The 19,185-nt window shown below is 65.1% G+C and carries 17 protein-coding genes and 1 tRNA gene; 6 read left to right on the top strand and 12 right to left on the bottom strand.

Going from position 1 to position 19,185, the window contains the following annotated elements; genetic code table 11:
• Positions 1-88: 88 nt before the first annotated feature.
• The 4 genes from frr to rpsB all read right to left on the bottom strand — a co-directional run bounded on the left by frr (position 89) and on the right by rpsB (position 3,530).
• A complete protein-coding gene (frr, locus tag ABDV78_RS09285) occupies positions 89-646 on the bottom strand; it encodes a ribosome recycling factor (protein ID WP_343527115.1) in 558 nt (185 codons plus the stop codon).
• Positions 647-649: 3 nt separating this feature from the next.
• A complete protein-coding gene (gene pyrH / locus ABDV78_RS09280) occupies positions 650-1,375 on the bottom strand; it encodes a UMP kinase (protein WP_343527114.1) in 726 nt (241 codons plus the stop codon).
• Between the two features lie 249 nt (positions 1,376-1,624).
• Complete coding sequence (gene tsf / locus ABDV78_RS09275) at positions 1,625-2,560, bottom strand: translation elongation factor Ts (protein WP_343527113.1); 936 nt, start codon at positions 2,558-2,560, stop codon at positions 1,625-1,627.
• Between the two features lie 160 nt (positions 2,561-2,720).
• Entirely contained in the window at positions 2,721-3,530 is an 810-nt protein-coding gene (rpsB, locus tag ABDV78_RS09270) for a 30S ribosomal protein S2 (protein ID WP_343527111.1), read from the bottom strand.
• 370 nt (positions 3,531-3,900) lie between these two features.
• Here rpsB and ABDV78_RS09265 point away from each other — a divergent pair, with 370 nt between their 5' ends.
• Positions 3,901-4,140 (top strand): hypothetical protein, encoded by a 240-nt coding sequence (locus ABDV78_RS09265; RefSeq protein ID WP_343527110.1) that lies wholly within the window; start codon positions 3,901-3,903, stop codon positions 4,138-4,140.
• On the opposite strand, the gene pssA is transcribed toward ABDV78_RS09265, so the two are convergent.
• Positions 4,076-4,888, bottom strand: a complete 813-nt coding sequence (gene pssA / locus ABDV78_RS09260; protein WP_343527109.1) for a CDP-diacylglycerol--serine O-phosphatidyltransferase — start codon at positions 4,886-4,888, stop codon at positions 4,076-4,078. The two genes, ABDV78_RS09265 and pssA, sit on opposite strands and share 65 nt — an antisense overlap.
• 8 nt (positions 4,889-4,896) lie before the next feature.
• Entirely contained in the window at positions 4,897-5,619 is a 723-nt protein-coding gene (locus tag ABDV78_RS09255; protein WP_343527108.1) for a phosphatidylserine decarboxylase, read from the bottom strand.
• Positions 5,620-5,761: 142 nt separating this feature from the next.
• Between ABDV78_RS09255 and ABDV78_RS09250 the strand changes: the two genes are divergently transcribed.
• Complete coding sequence (locus ABDV78_RS09250; protein WP_343527107.1) at positions 5,762-6,982, top strand: NADP-dependent isocitrate dehydrogenase; 1,221 nt, start codon at positions 5,762-5,764, stop codon at positions 6,980-6,982.
• 121 nt (positions 6,983-7,103) lie between these two features.
• Here ABDV78_RS09250 and ABDV78_RS09245 read toward each other — a convergent pair whose 3' ends face one another.
• Positions 7,104-7,559: a cytochrome C gene (locus ABDV78_RS09245; RefSeq protein WP_343527106.1), complete on the bottom strand. Its 456-nt coding sequence runs from the start codon at positions 7,557-7,559 to the stop codon at positions 7,104-7,106.
• Between the two features lie 112 nt (positions 7,560-7,671).
• Here ABDV78_RS09245 and ABDV78_RS09240 point away from each other — a divergent pair, with 112 nt between their 5' ends.
• On the top strand, positions 7,672-9,450 hold the full coding sequence (locus ABDV78_RS09240) for a cation:proton antiporter (protein ID WP_343527105.1): 1,779 nt from the start codon (positions 7,672-7,674) through the stop codon (positions 9,448-9,450).
• 58 nt (positions 9,451-9,508) lie between these two features.
• Here ABDV78_RS09240 and ABDV78_RS09235 read toward each other — a convergent pair whose 3' ends face one another.
• The 5 genes from ABDV78_RS09235 to ABDV78_RS09215 all read right to left on the bottom strand — a co-directional run bounded on the left by ABDV78_RS09235 (position 9,509) and on the right by ABDV78_RS09215 (position 16,739).
• On the bottom strand, positions 9,509-12,181 hold the full coding sequence (locus ABDV78_RS09235) for a valine--tRNA ligase (RefSeq protein ID WP_343527104.1): 2,673 nt from the start codon (positions 12,179-12,181) through the stop codon (positions 9,509-9,511).
• 44 nt (positions 12,182-12,225) lie between these two features.
• Positions 12,226-13,851 (bottom strand): histidine kinase famiy protein, encoded by a 1,626-nt coding sequence (locus tag ABDV78_RS09230; RefSeq protein ID WP_343527103.1) that lies wholly within the window; start codon positions 13,849-13,851, stop codon positions 12,226-12,228.
• A gap of 76 nt (positions 13,852-13,927) precedes the next feature.
• Positions 13,928-14,500 (bottom strand): DUF2497 domain-containing protein, encoded by a 573-nt coding sequence (locus ABDV78_RS09225; protein WP_343527102.1) that lies wholly within the window; start codon positions 14,498-14,500, stop codon positions 13,928-13,930.
• Between the two features lie 43 nt (positions 14,501-14,543).
• Complete coding sequence (locus ABDV78_RS09220; RefSeq protein WP_343527101.1) at positions 14,544-16,040, bottom strand: TolC family outer membrane protein; 1,497 nt, start codon at positions 16,038-16,040, stop codon at positions 14,544-14,546.
• Between the two features lie 30 nt (positions 16,041-16,070).
• Positions 16,071-16,739 (bottom strand): protein-L-isoaspartate O-methyltransferase, encoded by a 669-nt coding sequence (locus tag ABDV78_RS09215; RefSeq protein WP_343527100.1) that lies wholly within the window; start codon positions 16,737-16,739, stop codon positions 16,071-16,073.
• Here ABDV78_RS09215 and ABDV78_RS09210 point away from each other — a divergent pair.
• From ABDV78_RS09210 to ABDV78_RS09200, 3 genes are all read left to right on the top strand, one after another.
• Positions 16,666-16,938 (top strand): hypothetical protein, encoded by a 273-nt coding sequence (locus ABDV78_RS09210; protein WP_343527117.1) that lies wholly within the window; start codon positions 16,666-16,668, stop codon positions 16,936-16,938. The genes ABDV78_RS09215 and ABDV78_RS09210 overlap by 74 nt on opposite strands.
• Positions 16,939-17,012, top strand: a tRNA-Cys gene (locus ABDV78_RS09205). It abuts the gene before it with no gap.
• A gap of 263 nt (positions 17,013-17,275) precedes the next feature.
• Positions 17,276-19,072 (top strand): PDZ domain-containing protein, encoded by a 1,797-nt coding sequence (locus ABDV78_RS09200; RefSeq protein WP_343527099.1) that lies wholly within the window; start codon positions 17,276-17,278, stop codon positions 19,070-19,072.
• The last annotated feature ends 113 nt before the right edge of the window (positions 19,073-19,185 follow it).

Raw genomic sequence — 19,185 nt, 5'->3', positions numbered from 1 at the left:
ATGATCGCGACGTGACGCGGGACCGCACCCGTATCGGGCACGGCCACCAGCGACCCCAGAGCCGTCTGGGCCGAGGCGGCCGGAGGACTCACTTGCCCAGGATTTCCTTTTCCTTGGCCGCGGCCGCCGCATCCAGCTCGGCGATGGTGGCGTCGGTCAGCTTCTGCACCTCGGTTTCGTGGCGCTTGCGCTCGTCTTCGCTGAACACGCCCTTCTTCTCGTCGGTCTTCAGGCTGTCCATGCCGTCGCGACGCACGTTGCGGACCGCGATGCGCGCGCTCTCGGCATATTTGCCGGCGAGCTTTGCCAGTTCCTTGCGGCGCTCCTCGGTCAGGTCGGGGATCGGCAGGCGCAGGGTCTGGCCATCATTGATCGGGTTGAGGCCCAGTCCAGCCGAGCGGATCGCCTTTTCGACCGACGACACGTTCGAACGATCCCATACCTGCACCGACAACATGCGCGGTTCGGGCGCCGAGACGGTCGCAACCTGGTTGAGCGGCATGTGGCTGCCATAAACCTCGACGGTCACCGGATCGAGCAATGCGGTCGACGCGCGGCCGGTGCGCAGGCCATTCAGATCGTGCTTCAGCGATTCAACGGCACCCTGCATGCGGCGCTCGAGATCGGACTTGTCATAGGCTGCCATGGTTTAAGCTCCTGCGTTCTGGACGATCGTCGACACACCCTGACCGGCGAGCACGGCACCGAAATTGCCATGTTCGCGGATGTTGAAGACGACGATCGGGATATTGTTGTCGCGGCACAGCGCGATGGCCGAGGCGTCCATGACCTTCAGGTCATCGGACAGCACCTTGGAATAGCTGACGGTTTCATACCGGGTCGCGGTCGGCACCTTCTTGGGGTCGGCATCATAGACGCCGTCGACGCTGGTCCCCTTGAACAGGGCGTCGCACTTCATCTCGGCGGCGCGCAGCGCGGCACCGCTGTCGGTGGTGAAGAAGGGCGAGCCGACACCGGCGGCGAAGATCACCACGCGGCCCTTCTCCAGATGCCGCTCGGCACGGCGGCGGATAAAGGGCTCGCACACGCTCGACATGGGAATGGCGGACTGGACGCGGGTATCGACGCCGATCTGCTCCAGCGCGTTCTGCACGGCCAGCGCGTTCATCACGGTCGCCAGCATGCCCATATAATCGGCGGTCGCCCGCTCGATCCCCTTGGCCGCCGCCGACAGGCCACGGAAGATGTTGCCACCCCCGACGACCACGCACAATTCATAACCCTGCGCCCGGACATCGGCGATTTCCTGGGCCACGCGGGCGGTGATCTCGGGAGAGATGGCCAGCCCCCCCTCACCCATCAGAACCTCGCCCGACAGTTTCAGCAGGATACGTTTGAAGCGCGGGCTCGTCATCGTTTCTCGGATCTTAGTCATGAAAGTGGCGCGGACCTTAGGCGGCGTCCGGGCAGCGGGCAACCGTCGAGCGGCGGATTACCGGGATTTTCATGGGTATTCCAAATCCTCCCCGTCATCAGATGGGAAGAGGAACCGCACGCACAAGGCATGCGAAGGATAGGACGCCCCACATGCAAAGGGAGCGACCGCCTGGCGGCAGCCGCTCCCCTCACCCATCGCCGTCCCGTCACGGGACAGCGCACGGCATTACGCCTTCTGCGGAACGCCCGAAGCCGCAGCCACTTCGGCCGCGAAGTCCGAGGCTTCCTTCTCGATGCCTTCGCCGAGCTGGAAGCGGACATAGTCCTTCAGCACGATCGAGGCACCGGCATCCTTGGCGGCCTTCGCCACGACGTCGCTGATCTTGGTCTTGCCGTCCATCACGAACAGCTGGCTGACCAGCGCATGTTCCTTGCGGTACTTGGCGATGCCGCCTTCGACCATCTTGGCAATGATGTCGGCGGGCTTGCCCGATTCGGCGGCCTTTTCGGTCGCGATCGCGCGCTCACGCTCGATCTCGGCCTCGTCCAGGTCTTCCTCGTTCAGCGCCTTGGGGAAGGCAGCCGCGACGTGCATGGCCAGGTCCTTGCCCAGCTTCTGCAGGACGTCATCCGACGCATCCGATTCCAGCGCGACCAGAACGCCGATCTTGCCCAGGCCCGGCGCCTGCTGGTTGTGGACATAGGACACGACCGCGCCCTTCGACACTTCGAGGCGCTTGGCGCGACGCAGCGACTGGTTCTCACCGATCGTCGCGACATTGTTCGTCAGCACTTCGGCGACGGTGCCGCCCTGCGGCATCGCTTCGCCCTTCAGCGCCTCGATATCGTCGCTGGTCTTCAGCGCGATGTCGGTCACGTCCTTCACGAACGCCTGGAACTGGTCGTTCTTGGCGACGAAGTCGGTTTCCGAGTTCACTTCGACGGCAGCGCCGACGGTGCCGTTGGTGGCGACGCCGACCAGGCCCTCGGCCGCGGTCCGGCTCGACTTCTTCTGCGCGGCCGCCAGGCCCTTGGTGCGCAGCCAGTCCAGCGCGGCGTCCATGTCGCCGGCGGTCTCGTTCAGCGCCTTCTTGCAGTCCATCATGCCCGCGCCGCTCTTTTCGCGCAGGTCCTTGACCATCGCTGCGGTGATATCGGCCATTGTCTGATTTCCTCTGTCTGAAAAGGGGGATGCGGGTAGGGCCGCCCCATCGGAGGCGGCCCTTAGCACGGCTTGCATGTCAAGCCGATGTCATCGACCGAAGGGAAACCCCATCCGGTCGATGATCGCCCCGCCCGCATTGCGGGGCATGTTCACGCGATTACGCGTCGATCTGGCGCTCGGCCTCGACCGCCTGCTCGGCGACTTCCGCCGGGGCAACGGTCAGCGCTTCCTCGACGGGCGGCTCAGCCATCGCGCCGAAGTCGGCGCCGCTGCGGCGCTGCTGCTCGTTGTTGCCACGGGTCGCGGCAATGGCGACGGCTTCGCAGTACAGGCGGATCGCGCGGCTGGCGTCGTCATTCGCCGGAACCGGGAACGCGATGCCGTCCGGCGACACGTTCGAATCGAGGATCGCGACGACGGGGATGCCCAGTGTGTTGGCTTCCTTGATCGCCAGCTCTTCCTTGTTGGCGTCGATCACGAACATCACGTCCGGGATGCCGCCCATGTCGCGGATGCCGCCCAGCGACAGCTCGAGCTTGTCGCGCTCGCGGGTCAGGTTCAGCACTTCCTTCTTGGTCAGGCCGTGCGTGTCACCCGAAAGCTGCTCTTCCAGCGTCTTGAGGCGCTTGATCGAGTTCGAGATCGTCTTCCAGTTGGTGAGCATGCCGCCCAGCCAGCGGTGGTTGACGAAGTGCTGACCCGCACGACGCGCGGCCTCGGCGACCGGCTCCTGCGCCTGGCGCTTGGTGCCGACGAACAGGACCTTGCCACCGCCAGCGACGGTCGAGCTGATGAACTCCAGAGCGCGCGCGAAGAGCGGCACGGTCTGCGACAGGTCGAGGATGTGGACGCCGTTGCGGTCGCCGAAGATGTAGGGCTTCATCTTCGGGTTCCAGCGGTGGGTCTGGTGGCCGAAGTGCGCGCCGGTCTCGACGAGTTGCTGCATGGTGACGACGGGTGCCGCCATAAGATATTTCCTTCCGGTTAGTCCTCTGGGAAGCGGATGACGCGGCGGGCAAAGCCCATGCGCACCGAAATATGATGCTTCCCATGCGGTGTTGAGGGGCGGGCGCTTAGCCGACAGTCTTCCGCTTGGCAAGGCCCTTCATGCGTTCACATTTGTTCCATTCCCGATTGACAACGGAACATCGATGGAACACAACCTGATCACAACAGGGAATACGGACCGAATGCGACAAACCGCATTCGCAACGTCACGGATTTGGCACCGTTCGGCCGGATGTCACCATTGCGACGACGGAACTGAACGAAAAATTCATTGGTTACGAACCGGTTAATGCGCCGGATCGTAAGCGAACGGCAGAGAGGCGGACATCATGATGATCGTGGTGAGTGTTCTGGTTTTCGTGGGCGCGCTGGTCACCGCCGTCGCCACCATCGCGATGATGGTCGCGCCGCAATGGCGCCGCATCCTCCATCTTGCCACCGGCCATGTCGAACCGGCCTTCACGCCGCTCGCCACCTTGGTGGTGGCGGAGCGCCGGATCGCTGTCAGGCGTTGGGCGGCAGGTTCGCCTGCGGTTTCATCCCTGACCCGCCGCCGCGCGGCCGCTTGATCCTGGCATAAGCGAGCATCGTGAACGGGATGCTCGCCAGATAGGCCAGGCACAATGCGGTCAGCGCATGCCAAGGGGCGGAGATCAACGCCGCGCCCACAAGTACGATGATCGCCAGAGCCTCGAACCGGATATGCCGGCGCAGGCGGAACGAGGTCCAGGACAGGGTCGCGATGCTCGACACCATCAACAGCGCGACGAAGGCGACCCAGGGCGCGACCAGATAGGGCGAGGCAAAAGTCGCCTCACCCGTCCAGAACCAAAGATAGAGCGGTAACATGGCGAGACCGGCTCCAGCCGGTGCAGGCACGCCGGTAAAGAAGCCCGCGGTCTTTCGCGGCTGATCGGTCACGTCGAGCTGTGCGTTGAACCGAGCCAGCCGTAACGCGCAGAACACTGCCTGCAACAGCGCGCAGATCCAGCCGATGCGCGGCAGATTCTGCAGCGACCAGAGATAGAGGATCAAGGCGGGCGCGACACCAAAGCAGATAGCATCGGAGAGCGAATCAAGTTCCGCTCCGAACCGGCTCTCGCCCCGCAGCAGGCGCGCGATGCGGCCGTCCAGGCCATCGAGGATGGCGGCCACGGCGATCATGGTGACCGCCGCCTCCCATGATCCCGCAATGGCGAACTTCACGCCGGTCAGGCCTGAGCACAGGGCCAGTGCGGTGACGGCATTGGGCGCGACGGCGCGAAGCGGCAAGCCACGCGGGGGGCCACGACGGGCGAAACGAGAGGGAAGCGCCATGGACGTGCTTATTGCGCGATGCCGTTCATCGGCTTGCCGCCGACACGGCCCAGCACGGTCTCTCCCGCGACCGAACGCTGTCCCAGGCAGACCTGCGGCGTGACGTCATCGGGCAGATAGACGTCGACGCGGCTGCCGAAACGGATCAGGCCGACGCGCTGTCCGGCCGCAACCATATCCCCCGGCTTCACGAAACCGACGATGCGACGCGCAACAAGGCCCGCAATCTGGGTAAAGCCGATCTTCCGGCCATCGCGCCCTTCGACCACGAAATGCTGGCGCTCATTCTCGTCCGACGCCTTGTCGAGGTCGGCGTTGAGGAACTTGCCCGAGATATAGACGACCTGGCGGATGATCCCCGCGATCGGCGTGCGATTGATATGCACGTCAAAGACGGACATGAAGATCGACACGCGGACCAGCGGCGCTTCGCCCAGTTCACCCACCAGTTCGCGCGGGATCGGCACGCGCTGGATCATCGTCACCAGTCCGTCGGCGGGTGCCACGATCAGGTCATCGCCCTGCGGCGTGGTGCGCACCGGATCACGGAAGAAGGCGGCGATCCAGATGCACAGGCCGACGAAGGGCCAGAACAGCACCTTGGTCACAAGGGTCGCGAGCAGGGTCAAGCCCGCCCCGATCAGCACATATTTGCGCCCTTCGGGATGGACGGCGGGAAAGCGCCACTTGACCGTGGTCGTGGCGATGGGAGGCTTTTCAAGCGAAGGCATCGGGCCTGTCTACCCCTCGACCAGCCATCGCACAATCTTTTCGCTTCATCCTGCTCGCGCAAAGCCTGATCGGGGGTGGTTGATCCGCCGCGCCCCCTCCCCTAGACGCGGTGCAAACCTGCCTAATCTGAAGGATGCGCATATGGCGAAGATCAAGGTGAACACCCCCGTCGTGGAGATCGACGGCGACGAAATGACCCGGATCATCTGGGAATGGATTCGCGAACGCCTGATCAAGCCATATCTCGACATCGACCTCGCTTATTACGACCTGTCGGTGCAGAATCGCGACGCCACCGGCGACCAGGTGACGATCGACAGCGCCCACGCCACGCAGAAATATGGCGTCGCGATCAAGTGCGCGACGATCACCCCCGACGAACAGCGCGTCGAGGAATTCGGCCTGAAGAAGATGTGGAAGTCGCCCAACGGCACGATCCGCAACATCCTGGGTGGCGTGGTGTTCCGCGAACCGATCGTCATCAAGAACGTTCCCCGCCTGATCCCCGGCTGGACCCATCCGATCGTCGTCGGCCGTCACGCCTTTGGCGACCAGTATAAGGCGACCGACTTCAAGGTGCCCGGCAAGGGCAAGCTGACCATGAAGTGGGAAGGCGAAAATGGCGAAACGATCGAGGAGGAAGTGTTCAACTTCCCCAGCTCGGGCGTGGCCATGGGCATGTACAATCTCGATGAATCGATCCGCGACTTCGCGCGCGCCTCGATGAATTATGGCCTGGGTCGCGGCTGGCCGGTCTATCTGTCGACCAAGAACACCATCCTCAAGGCCTATGACGGGCGCTTCAAGGACATCTTCCAGGAAGTGTACGAAACCGAGTTCGCCGACCAGTTCAAGGCGGCGGGGATCGAATATCAGCACCGCCTGATCGACGACATGGTCGCCTCGGCGTTGAAGTGGCATGGCGAATTCGTCTGGGCCTGCAAGAACTATGACGGCGACGTGCAGTCGGACCAGGTCGCGCAGGGCTTCGGCTCGCTGGGCCTGATGACTTCGGTGCTGATGACCCCGGACGGCAAGACGATCGAGGCCGAGGCGGCGCACGGGACCGTGACCCGTCACTATCGCCAGCACCAGCAGGGCAAGGCGACCTCGACCAACCCGATCGCGTCGATCTTCGCCTGGACCGGCGGCCTGAAATATCGCGGCAAGTTCGACAACACCCCCGACGTGGTGCGCTTTGCCGAGACGCTTGAGAAGGTCTGCATCAAGACCGTCGAGAACGGCCAGATGACCAAGGACCTCGCCATCCTGATCGGCCCGGACCAGCCCTGGATGACCACCGAGCAGTTCTTCGAGGCGATCCGCGTCAACCTCGAAACCGAAATGGGCAACTGGCAGTAAATCCCACACTGCTTGAAAGAAAGGGGCTCGAAGACATTGTCTTCGGGCCCTTTTTATTTCCGGTGATGCCCGGACCTGTACGACGTCGAAGGCCGCACGCAAGATGGGTTAGACCAGCGTCTTATTCCCGCCCTTCGCGCTCCAGATAGGCGATGACATCCGCCCGAGCGAGCGGGTCGGGCAGTCCGGCGAAGGTCATCTTCGTTCCCGGCGCGAAACGCTGCGGCGAGGTCAGCCATCGGTCCATGGTCGCCCGGTCCCAATGCCCGCCGACCCGTTCCAGCGCGGCGGTATAGCCATAGCGCTCGCTCCCGCCCGCGACCGGCTTGCCCATGATGCCATGCAGGTTCGGCCCCGCCCGATCGAGTTCACCCTTGCCGATCGTATGGCAGGCCAGGCACTGGCCGAAGGTCCGTGCCCCCGCATCGGAGTCCGCCACCCGCATCAGCGCGTCGAGCGACGGACTGGGGCCCGCAGCCTTCAACCGCTCGGCGCGGTCGCCGTCGCCGTCGCCGCAGCCGGTGAGTGCCAGGCTGGACAGAAGCACAAGGGCTGCGGCAGGGGAACGGGAAATCATGCCGTCGCCCTAACCTCGCGCGGACCGCCATCCCCATTGGACGAATCGCCTCACCATGGCGCATTCGATTAACGACCTGACAAGCGCGGCCAAGGCGGGCTAGTCTGTCGCCATGGCACTTCGGCTCGACAATCAGGGTTTCTCCGACGCCCTCGTCATACTCGGTTCGGCGGGGATCGTCATCCCGGCCTTTGCGCGCTTTCGCGTCAGCCCGGTGATCGGGTTCATCCTGGTCGGCCTGCTGGTCGGTCCCGCAGGGCTGGGTTCGCTCGTCCCCCATGCGCCATGGCTCTATTACCTGACCATCTCCAACCCAGAATCGATCGAGCCATTTGCCGAGTTCGGTATCATATTATTGTTGTTTTCAATTGGTTTGGAGCTGTCTTTTCGAAGACTTTGGGCAATGCGCCGGCTGGTGTTCGGCACCGGCGCGGCGGAACTGCTGGGCTCCGCCGTCCTGATCGGCGCGGCGTTGCACCTGCTCGGCCAGAGTTGGGCGGGTGCGATCGGGCTAGGGCTTGCGTTGACCCTGTCCTCCACGGCACTCGTCCTGCCGCTCGTCGGCACGACCAGTCCGGTGGGGCGCGGTGCGTTCGCGATGCTTCTGTTCGAGGATCTGGCTCTGGTGCCCATCATCTTCGCTTTGGGGGCCATGGCGCCGACCGCGACCGATGAGGGCTGGGTCGGGATCGCCGGCGTCGCGCTTCGCGGTGGTCTGACCGTGGTCGCCATGTATCTGGGCGGCAAGTTCGTCCTGCCCCGCCTCTTCGCCCAGGCCGCCCGGACCAAGAGCCCGGAGCTGTTCCTGGCGGCCTCGCTCCTCGTCGTGATCGTCGCAAGCGTCGCAACGACGGCGGCGGGGTTGTCGCCGATCGTCGGCGCGCTGCTGGCAGGCCTTCTGATCGCGGAAACCGAATATCATTCGGAGGTCGAGGTGATGACCGCACCGTTCAAGGGGCTGGCGCTGGGCGTGTTCCTGATCACCGTGGGCATGAGTTTGGACCTGCGCCTGATCGCCAGGAACTGGGACTCGCTATTGCTCGCCGTCATCGGGGTGGTCGCGGTCAAGGCCATCGTCACCTATCTGCTGCTGCGTGTCGCCCATGCCCGGCGCGGCGTGGCGGCAGAGACCGGACTGCTGATGGGCAGCCCATCCGAGACCACGCTGATCGTGCTGGGAACGGCGGCACAGGCGCAACTGATCCTGCCCTCGACGGCCAGTTTCTGGCAGACGGTGACCGCGATCGGCCTGACCATCACGCCGCTGCTCGCCAAGGCGGGCCGGGTCATTTCCCGCCGGATCGAGGCGCGAAGCAGCGACTCGCCCGCCACGCCGGATGCGCAAGGTGATGGCGGGCGCACGGTCATCATCGGCTTCGGCCGGGTCGGCAAGATGATCGCCGACATGCTGACCGTCCATGGCCAGTCCTATGTCGCGGTGGAGGCCGATATCGATTCGGTCAGCGAGGCGCGGCGGGCGGGCTATCCCGTCCTGTTCGGCGACGTGGCACGGGCGGAACTGGTCGACCGGCTGAACCTGCCGGCCGCGCGCGCCCTGATCCTGACCATGGACGATCCGGTCCTGACCGTGCGCCTGGCGCGCCGCATCCGCGAGACGGCGCCCGACCTGCCCATCATCGCGCGTGCCCGCGATATGGCGCACGCGACCGAACTCTATCGCGCAGGCGTCAGCGAGGCGGTGCCCGAAACGCTGGAAAGCTCATTGCAATTGTCGGAGGCGGTGCTGGTCGATCTGGGCGTCGCCATGGGCCCGGTCATCGCCTCGATCCATGAGAAGCGCGACGAACTCCGCCAGGTCATCCGGCGCGAGGCCCAGTTGCAGCGCGAGCCGCGAATCCGGCGGTTGCGCCGGCTGGGGGAGCAGGGATAGCACCCCACCCCTCCGGTCGTGAGGTCCTCCCCATGCCACGCACGGGGAGGACCATCGCTTAGCCCAGGCGACCCAGTGCGGCATGGAGCCGCGCCGCTTCGGCCATCTTGTCGGCGTGATCGGCGCGGGCCTTTTCGACCGCTTCGGGCTTGGCGCGCTCGATGAAGCTGGCATTGTTCAGTCGACCACCCAGCGCATCGCGCTCCTTCTCGACCGCCGTGATCGCCTTGGTCAAGCGCTGGCGCTCGGCGTCGAGGTCGATCACCCCCTCCAGCGGCAGGATGAACGTGGCTTCGTCCACCACGACCTGCGCCGCACCGCCGCTCGCGTCACCCTCTCTCGTCTCGACGCGGGCGAGACGGGCCAGCGCCGCCCCCTGTCGCTCCAGCCGCGCCTGGGTATCGGCATGCGCATCGCGGACATGCATCGGCAGACGCGCACCCGGCGGCACATTCAGTTCCGTGCGCGCCGCCCGGATCTCGCTGACCAGCCGGATCAGCCAGTCGATCTCCCGCTCCGCCTTCGGATCGAGCGCACGCGCATCCGCCATCGGCCAGCGGGCGACGATCAAGTCGTGATCGCGGGCACCCATGGCATGCCACAGCTCCTCGGTGATGAAGGGCATGAAGGGGTGGAGCAACACCAGGATCTGGTCGAGCACCCAGCCCGCCACGGCCCGGGTTTCCTCGCCTCCCTCTTCGCCGCCCTGAAGCACCGGCTTGATGAGTTCGAGATACCAGTCGCAGAAGCGGCTCCAGACGAACTGGTAGATCGCGTTCGCCGCGCCATCGAAACGGTAATCCGCCAGCGCGAGGTCGACCGCCTGCACCGTCTTCACCGTCTCGGCGATGATCCACTTGTTGACCGCCAGGGTGGCGTTCGGCGCCTCCAGCGTGGCCGACGCGCCGATGCCGTTGGACTGGGCGAAGCGTGCCGCATTCCAAAGCTTGGTGGCGAAGTTCCGGTACCCCTCGACGCGGCGTTCATCCATCTTGATGTCGCGGCCCTGGCTCTCCATCGCCGCCATGAAGAAGCGTAGCGCATCGGCGCCATATTGATCGATCAGTCCCAGCGGATCGACCGTATTGCCCTTCGACTTCGACATTTTCGAGCCGTCGGCAGCACGAACAAGACCGTGGAGATACAAGGTCTTGAAGGGCACATCTTCCATGAAGTGCAGGCCCTGCATCATCATCCGCGCATCCCAGAAGAACAGGATGTCGAAGCCGGAGATGAGCACGTCGTTCGGATAACGCCCCGCCAGCGTCTTGTCGCCGTTATCGGGCCAGCCGAGCGTCGCGAAGGGCCAGAGTGCGGAGGAGAACCAAGTGTCGAGCACGTCCGGGTCGCGGGTCAGGGTGACACCCTCCCCCGCCTGCGCCTGCGCTTCCTCTTCGCTCTCGGCGACGAAGACGCGGCCATCGTCGGCGAACCATGCGGGAATCTGGTGCCCCCACCAGAGCTGGCGGCTGACGCACCAGGGCTGGATATTCTCCATCCAGTTGAAGAAGGTCTTTTCCCAAGCCTGGGGCACGATCTTGATCTTGCCCGAGCGCACCGCCTCGATCGCGGGCTGGGCCAGCGCCTTGGCGTCGACATACCATTGATCGGTCAGCCACGGCTCGATCACGACGCCAGAGCGGTCGCCGAACGGCGTCTGGATCGTGCGCGGCTCGGCGTCATGCTCGGTGCCGTCATTGTCGATGTGCGGGATGAGGACGCCCTCGTCCTTCAGCCGTGCGACTACGGCCTTGCGCGCCTCGGCCGTCGACAGGCCGAGGAACGCTTCGGGGATCAGGCCATCCGACGTCTGGACGATGCAAGCCTTGGCATCGAGCATGTTCAGCATGTCGCGCGCTTCGATGCCGGCGCGGCGGCCGACCTCGAAATCGTTAAAGTCGTGGCCAGGCGTGATCTTGACCGCTCCCGATCCCAGTTCGGGGTCGGCATGTTCGTCGGCGACGATCGGGATCAGGCGACCGGTGATCGGCAGGCGGACCTCCTTGCCGATCAGCGCGGTATAGCGCGCATCGTCTGGATGGACCGCGACCGCCATGTCGGCGAACATCGTCTCCGGTCGGGTCGTCGCAACCTCGACAAAGCCCGATCCGTCAGCCAGCGGGTAGCGCAGGCGCCAGAAGCTGCCCTTTACCTCGCGCGTTTCGACCTCCAGGTCGCTGATCGCGGTGCCGAGGCCAGCGTCCCAGTTGACCAGCCGCTTGTCGCGATAGAGCAGGCCTTGGGCATACAGGTCGACAAAGACCTTCAGCACCGCCTTGCTAAAGCCCTCGTCCATGGTGAAGCGCTCGTTCGCCCAGTCCATAGAACAGCCGAGGCGACGCAACTGGCCGGTGATCTGGCCACCGCTCTCCGCCTTCCACGCCCAGACCTTTTCGACGAACTCCTCGCGGGTAAAGTCGGTGCGCTTCTGCTGACGAAGCGCCATCTGGCGCTCGACCACCATCTGCGTCGCGATGCCCGCATGATCGGTACCGACGACCCACAGCGCATCCTTGCCCTTCAACCGGGCGTGGCGAACCAGGATGTCCTGAAGCGTGTTGTCCAGCGCATGGCCGATATGCAGGTTGCCGGTCACGTTGGGCGGCGGATTGACGATCGTCCAGGGCTCGGCATTCGGGCGGTCGGGGCGGAACAGGCCCTTTTCCTCCCAATGGCCATACCAGCGGGCTTCGATTGCGGCGGGGTCGAACGTCTTGGGCAGCTCAGTCATGCCGCTGCCTTAATCAGCCTGAGGCACGGACGCCAGATGCTCGTTCAGGTTCTGGCACCCGGCCGGTCGAGCACCGCACGAATTCGCTCGTTCAGTTCGCCACGGCGATAGGGTTTGCGGATCAGTTCATAGGATCGCGCACCTTCGTCGATCGCCTCATCGGCAAAACCCGTGGTCAGAAGGACGCTGACCCGGGGATAGTCGCGCCGTACCTGCTGGGCCAGGGCAACGCCGTTCATGCCGCCGGGCATCAGGATATCGGTGAAGAGCAAGGCGAAATCGTCGTCCTCGGCCAACACGTCGAGCGCGTCGCACGCGCCGCGGGCAAGCACGACGTCATAGCCCAGATCTTCCAGCATCGATTTGCCGAGGCCACCGACATCGGCCTGGTCCTCGACCATCAGCACCCGTTCGGCTCCGCCGCGTCGCGCAGGCTTCCCCGCCGCAACACGCCGTTCGGTGACGCCCGCGGCCCGGGGGAAGTAGAGCGACAAGGCCGCGCCCCCCGTATCACCCGATTCGACCACCGCGAGCCCGCCCGACTGGCGCATGAAGCCATAGACCATCGCCAGGCCCAGCCCGGCGCCCTTCCCCATCTCCTTGGTCGTGAAGAAGGGATCGAAAATCTTGTCGGCAATCCCCGGATCGATCCCCGGTCCGCTGTCGGTGATGCGGACCATCACATATTCACCCGGTTCGAGATTGGTCGGCCCCTCCGCCCGCCCGGCCGGCTGGATCATGTTGCGCGTGGAAATCACGATCTCGCCACGCCCAGGACCACGCTCGATCGCCTCGCGCGCATTGGTCATGATGTTGAGCAGCGCCATCTCCGCCTGGACCGGGTCGATGCGGCAATTCCAGAGATTCTCCTCCAACCGCTGGCGCAGCGTGATGTCCTCGCCCGCCGTGCGATGGAGGATCGGTCGAAAATCCTCGATCAACTGGTTGAAGTTGAGCAACCGGTCGCGCAGTTCCTGTTTGCGGGCAAAGGCCAGCAATTGCTGGGTCAGCGTCGCGCCGCGCGCGGCGGCCCCGGCGATCGCCTCGACCGCTCGGCGTCCGCTGCGGTCTGCCTCATCGACCCGCGCCTCCAGAATATCCGCATATCCCAGAATGACTTGAAGAAGATTGTTGAAGTCATGTGCGATGCCGCCGGTCAGTTTGCCGACCGCCTCCATCTTCTGCGCCTCGTGCAGTGCATCCTCGGCCTCGCGGCGACGCGAAATGTCGAGTTGGCTGCTGAAGAAATAGACGAGTTCGCCCGCGTCATCATAGACCGGCGAGACGAACAGGGCGTTCCAGAAGGTCGAACCGTTCTTGCGATAATTGAGCAGTTCAACGGCGATCTCGTCGCGCCGCCCGATCGCGTCGCGCACCTGCGCCACCACGTCGCGATCGGTTTCCGGCCCCTGCAGGAACCGGCAGTTCGTGCCCAATATCTCCTGCTCGGAATAGCCGGTCATGAAGCTGAAGGCTTCGTTGCAGAAGACGATCGGATTATCCGGCCGGCGCGGATCGGTGACAATCATCGGCATCCGCGTGGTCTTTACCGCGGCGAAAAAGATATCGGACTGGCCGGAATGAGGCTGCCGCGCATCAGAAATGGGGGGCGAGGACACGGGCGAACGTGTCGACCTCTCCAACTCGGGCGTCTCTTCCTTCGGGACCATGGTTATCGAACCCGGTCGGACGAGGCCGGTTCCGCCTGCGACGGAGAGCAGGCGGAAAACCCGAAACTAAAATGGATCAGCGCCCCTCGCGCGTGATCCTGGCAATCTCGCGGGCGACCATCGCCTCGACCATCTCGGGGAGATGGGTGTCGAGCCACTCGCGCAGCATCGGACGGAGCATTTCGCGGACCAGCCCCTCCAGGGTGCCGTCGCTGCTGGGTTCGGGCTTGACCATCATGCGGCTTAGCGCCTCCAGGGAACCACGGCTGGCCTCCGCCGCGCGGGGGCTTACGATCGCCTCTTCACCGTCATCGAACGCCTCCGCCGCGACCGCAGAGGCCGCCGCCGGCGCGGGTACGATCGGCTCGGGCATCGCCGCAACGGGCTCCGGCGCGGGACGCGCGGCAGGCTCGGCCGCCTGGCGCAGCGCCGATTCGGCCGCACGCGCAGCGGCGGCTTCCACCTTCATGCGCAGCGGTATGGGATCGCTGAGTTCCAGAATCTCGGGCGAATCATCTTCGACCGCCGGTGACGGCACAGGGCGCGGCTGGCGACGCTGGCGTGCGGGCACCTCCCCCTCTTCTGCGATGATACGTTTGATCGAGGAGAGGATCTCCTCCATCGACGGCTCGGCGCTGATCTCACCCATGACCCCAAACCCCATTGAAGCCCCCCAAGGCCCCTTTCCGGCGTTATTGCCGGCTCGGTGCAGATGCACCTGTGGTTAATGCCGGGCTTCTGTCAACAGGGGCGTTCACATCGGCGTCGAGTGGCCGGGTGATCGCGGCCGTCTGCGCCGGGGTTCCGGCGGTCGTGCTTGCGACCGGCACGGGCTCGCCGTCGCCGCCCCAATCGTTGATCCGGTTCCGCACGCGCTTGTAGTTGGCGACGGGATCGTAGAGCGCCCCCCCGTCCAACCCCAGATCGCGCGCCTCGGCATTGCCCATCGCCGCGATCAGCGCGAAGCCCGCGACATAGGCGTCACGGCGGGCGGTCACCAACGTCACCTGGCTGTTGAGCAGTTCCTGCTCGGCATTCAGGATGTCGAGCACGGTACGGGTGCCCACGCTGTTCTCGGCGCGCACGCCCTCGAGCGACAGCGAGTTCGCGCGCACCGCCGATTCGGCCGAGGCGATCACCTCCTGCGAGGATTGCCAGACCGCATAGGCCGAGCGGACCTGCGCCACCACCTGCCGCTCGGTACCGGTCGCATTCTCCAGCGCCTGCCCGCGCAATGCCTCGGCCTGCCGGACCTGCGCGGCCGGGCGGCCGCCCTGGAACAGCGGCATGGAAAGCTGGACCCCCGCCGTCGCGTTGATTCCCGACGCGGGCACCCCCGGCACGTTCAGCGATCCCAGATAATTGAAGTAGTTACCGCTCGACACCGCCGAAACGCGGGGCAGCCGGTTGGCGCGCGCCACATCGATGTCATAGCGTGTCGCATCCGCGGTACGGCGGGCCGCGATCAATTGCGGGTTCTGGTCAAGCGCCACCGCGACCGCCGCATTGGGCGATGGGGGAAGCGTCGGCAGGGCGGGCGGCTGCTCCAGTCCGACCGGCTCCACGCCGACGACACTGATGTAATTCTCCCGGCTGGAGATCAGATTGGCCTGTGCCGATTGGAGCTGCGCGCGTGCCTGCGCCAGCCTGGCCTCCGATTGTGCGACGTCGGTGCGGGTCAGGTCGCCCACCTGGAACCGATCACGCGAAGCGCGCAGGTTGGTCTCCAGCACGTTGACGTTCCGGGTGTTGAGGTTGACGATCGCCTCGTCCCGGATGACGTTCATATAGGCGGCGACGACATTGGTGAAGAGATTCGCCTCCACCCCGCGCAACTGGGCACGGCCGGCATCCACGCGCGTCTCCGCCGCACGGACCGCGTTCTTGACCGCTCCCCCCTGATAGAGCGGAACCGACAATTGCACCGCGCCGGTCGCAGTCCGTTCGGGGTTGAGAAAGTTGTTGTTGGCCACCACCAGATTGTCGGTGAACTGCCCCGTCGACTGCAGGCTCGGCAAGCCGCTGGACCGCGCGATCGGCACATTCTCGTCGGTCGCGCGCTGGGCGGCGCGCTGACCAGTGATCGTCGGATTGGACTGATACGCCCGGACCATCGCCTCGCGCAGGGTCTCCGCCGACGCGGAACCGGCCAGCAGCAAGGCCGTACCGATCAAAACGCCGCGGGTCATGCCAAGGGTCAGGTCAGGGCGCATAATCACTCAGAATTGGAAAGCACGGGGACGGGCGAAGCCTGGCAGGACGGTGCATTCGGCATCGGCAAAGGCGCGGACGCCGTGTCCGCCCTCGGTCCGGCGGCCGCTGGCCAGGCGGGTGACGCCGTTTTCGACCAGACCGGTGACGATGCGGCCACCAACCTTCACCTGCTCGACCAGGGCGGCGGGCAGTTCCTCGACCGCACCATCGATCATCAGCACGTCATAAGGGGCAGCGGCGGCGTGGCCCGCGTTGAGCGGCCCTTCCACCAGCGTCACCTTGCCCTCACCGGCCAATTGGGTCCGGGCGACGGCGAGCAGATCGCTCCGCTCTTCGACCGCAACGACCTCGGCGACGATCTCCGCCAGCAGCACGGCGGCATAGCCGGTCGCCGCACCGATCAGCAGGACGCGGTCGCCCGCCTCCAGAAAGGCTTCGGTCAGCAGGCGGCCGGTCGCCATCGGCAGGTTGATCGCACGCCCCTGCCCCAGGTCCAGCGTGCCGTCGCGATAGGCGACCGGGCGCAGCGCCTCGGGCGCGAAAACCTCGCGGGGAACCCGCGCCATGGCGGCGACGACGCGCTGGTCGCTGACCGCGGTCGTGCGCAGCTGGCTCACCACCATTGCGTGGCGCATCGCTTCGAAATTCGAGGAGTCATTGCTGATCGTCATCATCGCCCATCCCTGTCGCACAGCCGTTTTAGTTGTGCAATACACTAAATTGGTTCCCGCCGCTTCTATCGCGCAGGCGGGTTTCCGCCAAGCCGAGTGCGTCACGGAAGCATGGGGTTTTGGCCAGATTGCGATATTTCCCGCGCATCGGCGGTTGACGCGGCGAAAAAAGCTGCGCAAAGGGCCCCCCTCACCGCATTGAGGCGCGATGGCGGAGTGGTGACGCAGAGGACTGCAAATCCTTGCACCCGGGTTCGATTCCCGGTCGCGCCTCCAGATTTCATGACGCAGAATCGATACTCGCCCATCGGGCGGCCCCCATGGCCGCGACGGTAAATGCGATTCGAGTTCGTTTCTCGCGAAAAGCCGGTGGACCCCGCCGCACCGCACCGCCACAGTCGCGTACATCAGTTCGATGCGTAAAAGGGGCCGCGATGCGGGTTTTGACAAAGGCGACGATGTTGGTTTGGGCCCTGGCCCCGGCAACCCTTCCGGCCACCCCCCTCGCGCAGCCGCAGTCCCGGCCACTCCCCGCTTCGGTGGCGGCTCCGGTCGATTATGATATCGCTTTCCCCCGCGCCGAACATCATGAGGCGCAGGTCAGCGTCACCTATCGCGGGCTTCCGCCCACACCCGTCCGCTTCCAGATGGCGCGTTCCTCGCCCGGACGCTATGCGCTGCATGAATTCGCCAAGAACGTCTATTCGGTATCGGCGACCGATGGCGCAGGGCGCACCCTCGCCGTCACGCGGACCGATCCCTATGGCTGGAGCGTAGAGGGGCATGATGGCACCGTCACCATCCGCTACACGCTGTTCGGTGATCGGGGCGACGGCACCTATGCCCAGATCGACGCCACCCATGCCCGGCTGAACATCCCCGCGACCTTCCTGTGGGCCGCGGGACAGGATGCGCGGCCGGTCCGCGTCCGCTTCCACCCACTGCCCGGATGGAGGGTTGCGACCCAGTTGGCACCGACCGACGACCCGGCGGTGTTCACCGCACGCGACCTGCAATATTTCATGGACAGTCCGGTCGAATTGTCGGCGCACGAGGTGCGAAGCTGGACCGTGGCGGGCGGCGCCCGGCCCTATACGATCCGACTGGCCGTCCATCACGACGGGAGCGCCGCCGATCTCGACCATTTCGCCGCGATGGCGCAGAAGGTCGTGGCCCAGCATGTCGCCGTCTTCGGTGCCCCGCCGCCCTTCGACTACGGCACCTACACCTTCATCGCCGACTATATGCCGCAGGCGAGCGGCGATGGGATGGAACATCGCAACTCAACGATGATCAGCATGCCGCGTTCGCTCGCCGCCGCGCATTTCTCGCAGATCCAGACGCTCAGCCATGAATTCTTCCACGCCTGGAATGTCGAGCGCATCCGCCCCGCCGAATTGGAGCCGTTCGACTTCACCCGCGCCAATGCCACGCCGTCGCTGTGGCTGGCGGAGGGCTTCACGCAATATTACGGCCCGCTCGCGGTGCTGCGCGCCGGGGAGATGCCGTTCGAGGATTATGTCACCCAGCTTTCCGGCACGCTCAACAGCCTGTTGACGACGCCCGCGCGGGCGTATGGCGGGCCACAGGAGATGAGCCTGCGCGCGCCCTTTGTCGACGCGGCGCAGTCGATCGATCCGACCAACAGCAATATCTTCTATTCCTATTACCCTTATGGCGCCGTCCTCGCGCTGGCGCTCGACCTGGAATTGCGACAGGCGTTTCCCAACCTGACGCTCGACGACTATATGCGGCAGCTCTGGCGCAACCATGGGCAGGATGAACGCCCCTATCGCCCCGAAGACCTGCAAAAGGCGCTGGCCCAGTTGACCGGCGACCAGGGCTTTGCCGACCGTTTCTTCGCGCGCAGTGTGAAGGCCAGCGGCTTGCCCGACTTCGCGCCGTTGCTCGCGCAGGCGGGACTGACCCTGCGTCTTGCGCATCCCGGCACGGCCTGGACCGGCGGCAGTCCGACCGACGGCAAGGACGGGTTGACGATCGGCTTCCAGCCCGCCCCGGATACCCCGCTCTATGACGCCGGGATCGACAAGGGCGATCAGATCGTCAGCATCGATGGTCAGACGCCCGGCGGTGCACAGCAATGGATCGCGATGCTTGCCGCCCATGCGCCGGGCGACCGCCTGCCCATCGTCTATCGACAGCGCGGGATCGAACGGCACGCCACCCTGACCCTCGCCGCCGATCCCGCGCAGGAGATCGTGCCCGACGAACGGCTGGGCCGGACATTGACCACCGCGCAGATCGCATTCCGCCGGAAATGGCTGGGCGAGCAATCCATCCTCTCATCGCAAGCAACGCGACGCCCAAAAGGCTAAATTCCATTGATTCCGTATCCGTAACGACTTGATCTTCTTTTGATCGGGAAACGTTTTCCCGATCAAACCTGTATCAAGACACTTGCGAACCGACAGAGGCCATGCGAATGCGC

Source organism: Sphingomonas sp. (assembly GCF_039594485.1).
Taxonomy (GTDB): Bacteria; Pseudomonadota; Alphaproteobacteria; order Sphingomonadales; family Sphingomonadaceae; genus Sphingomonas.
The sequence above is the reverse complement of the archived record's forward strand: the minus strand, read 5'-3'. Positions and strand labels throughout refer to the sequence as shown.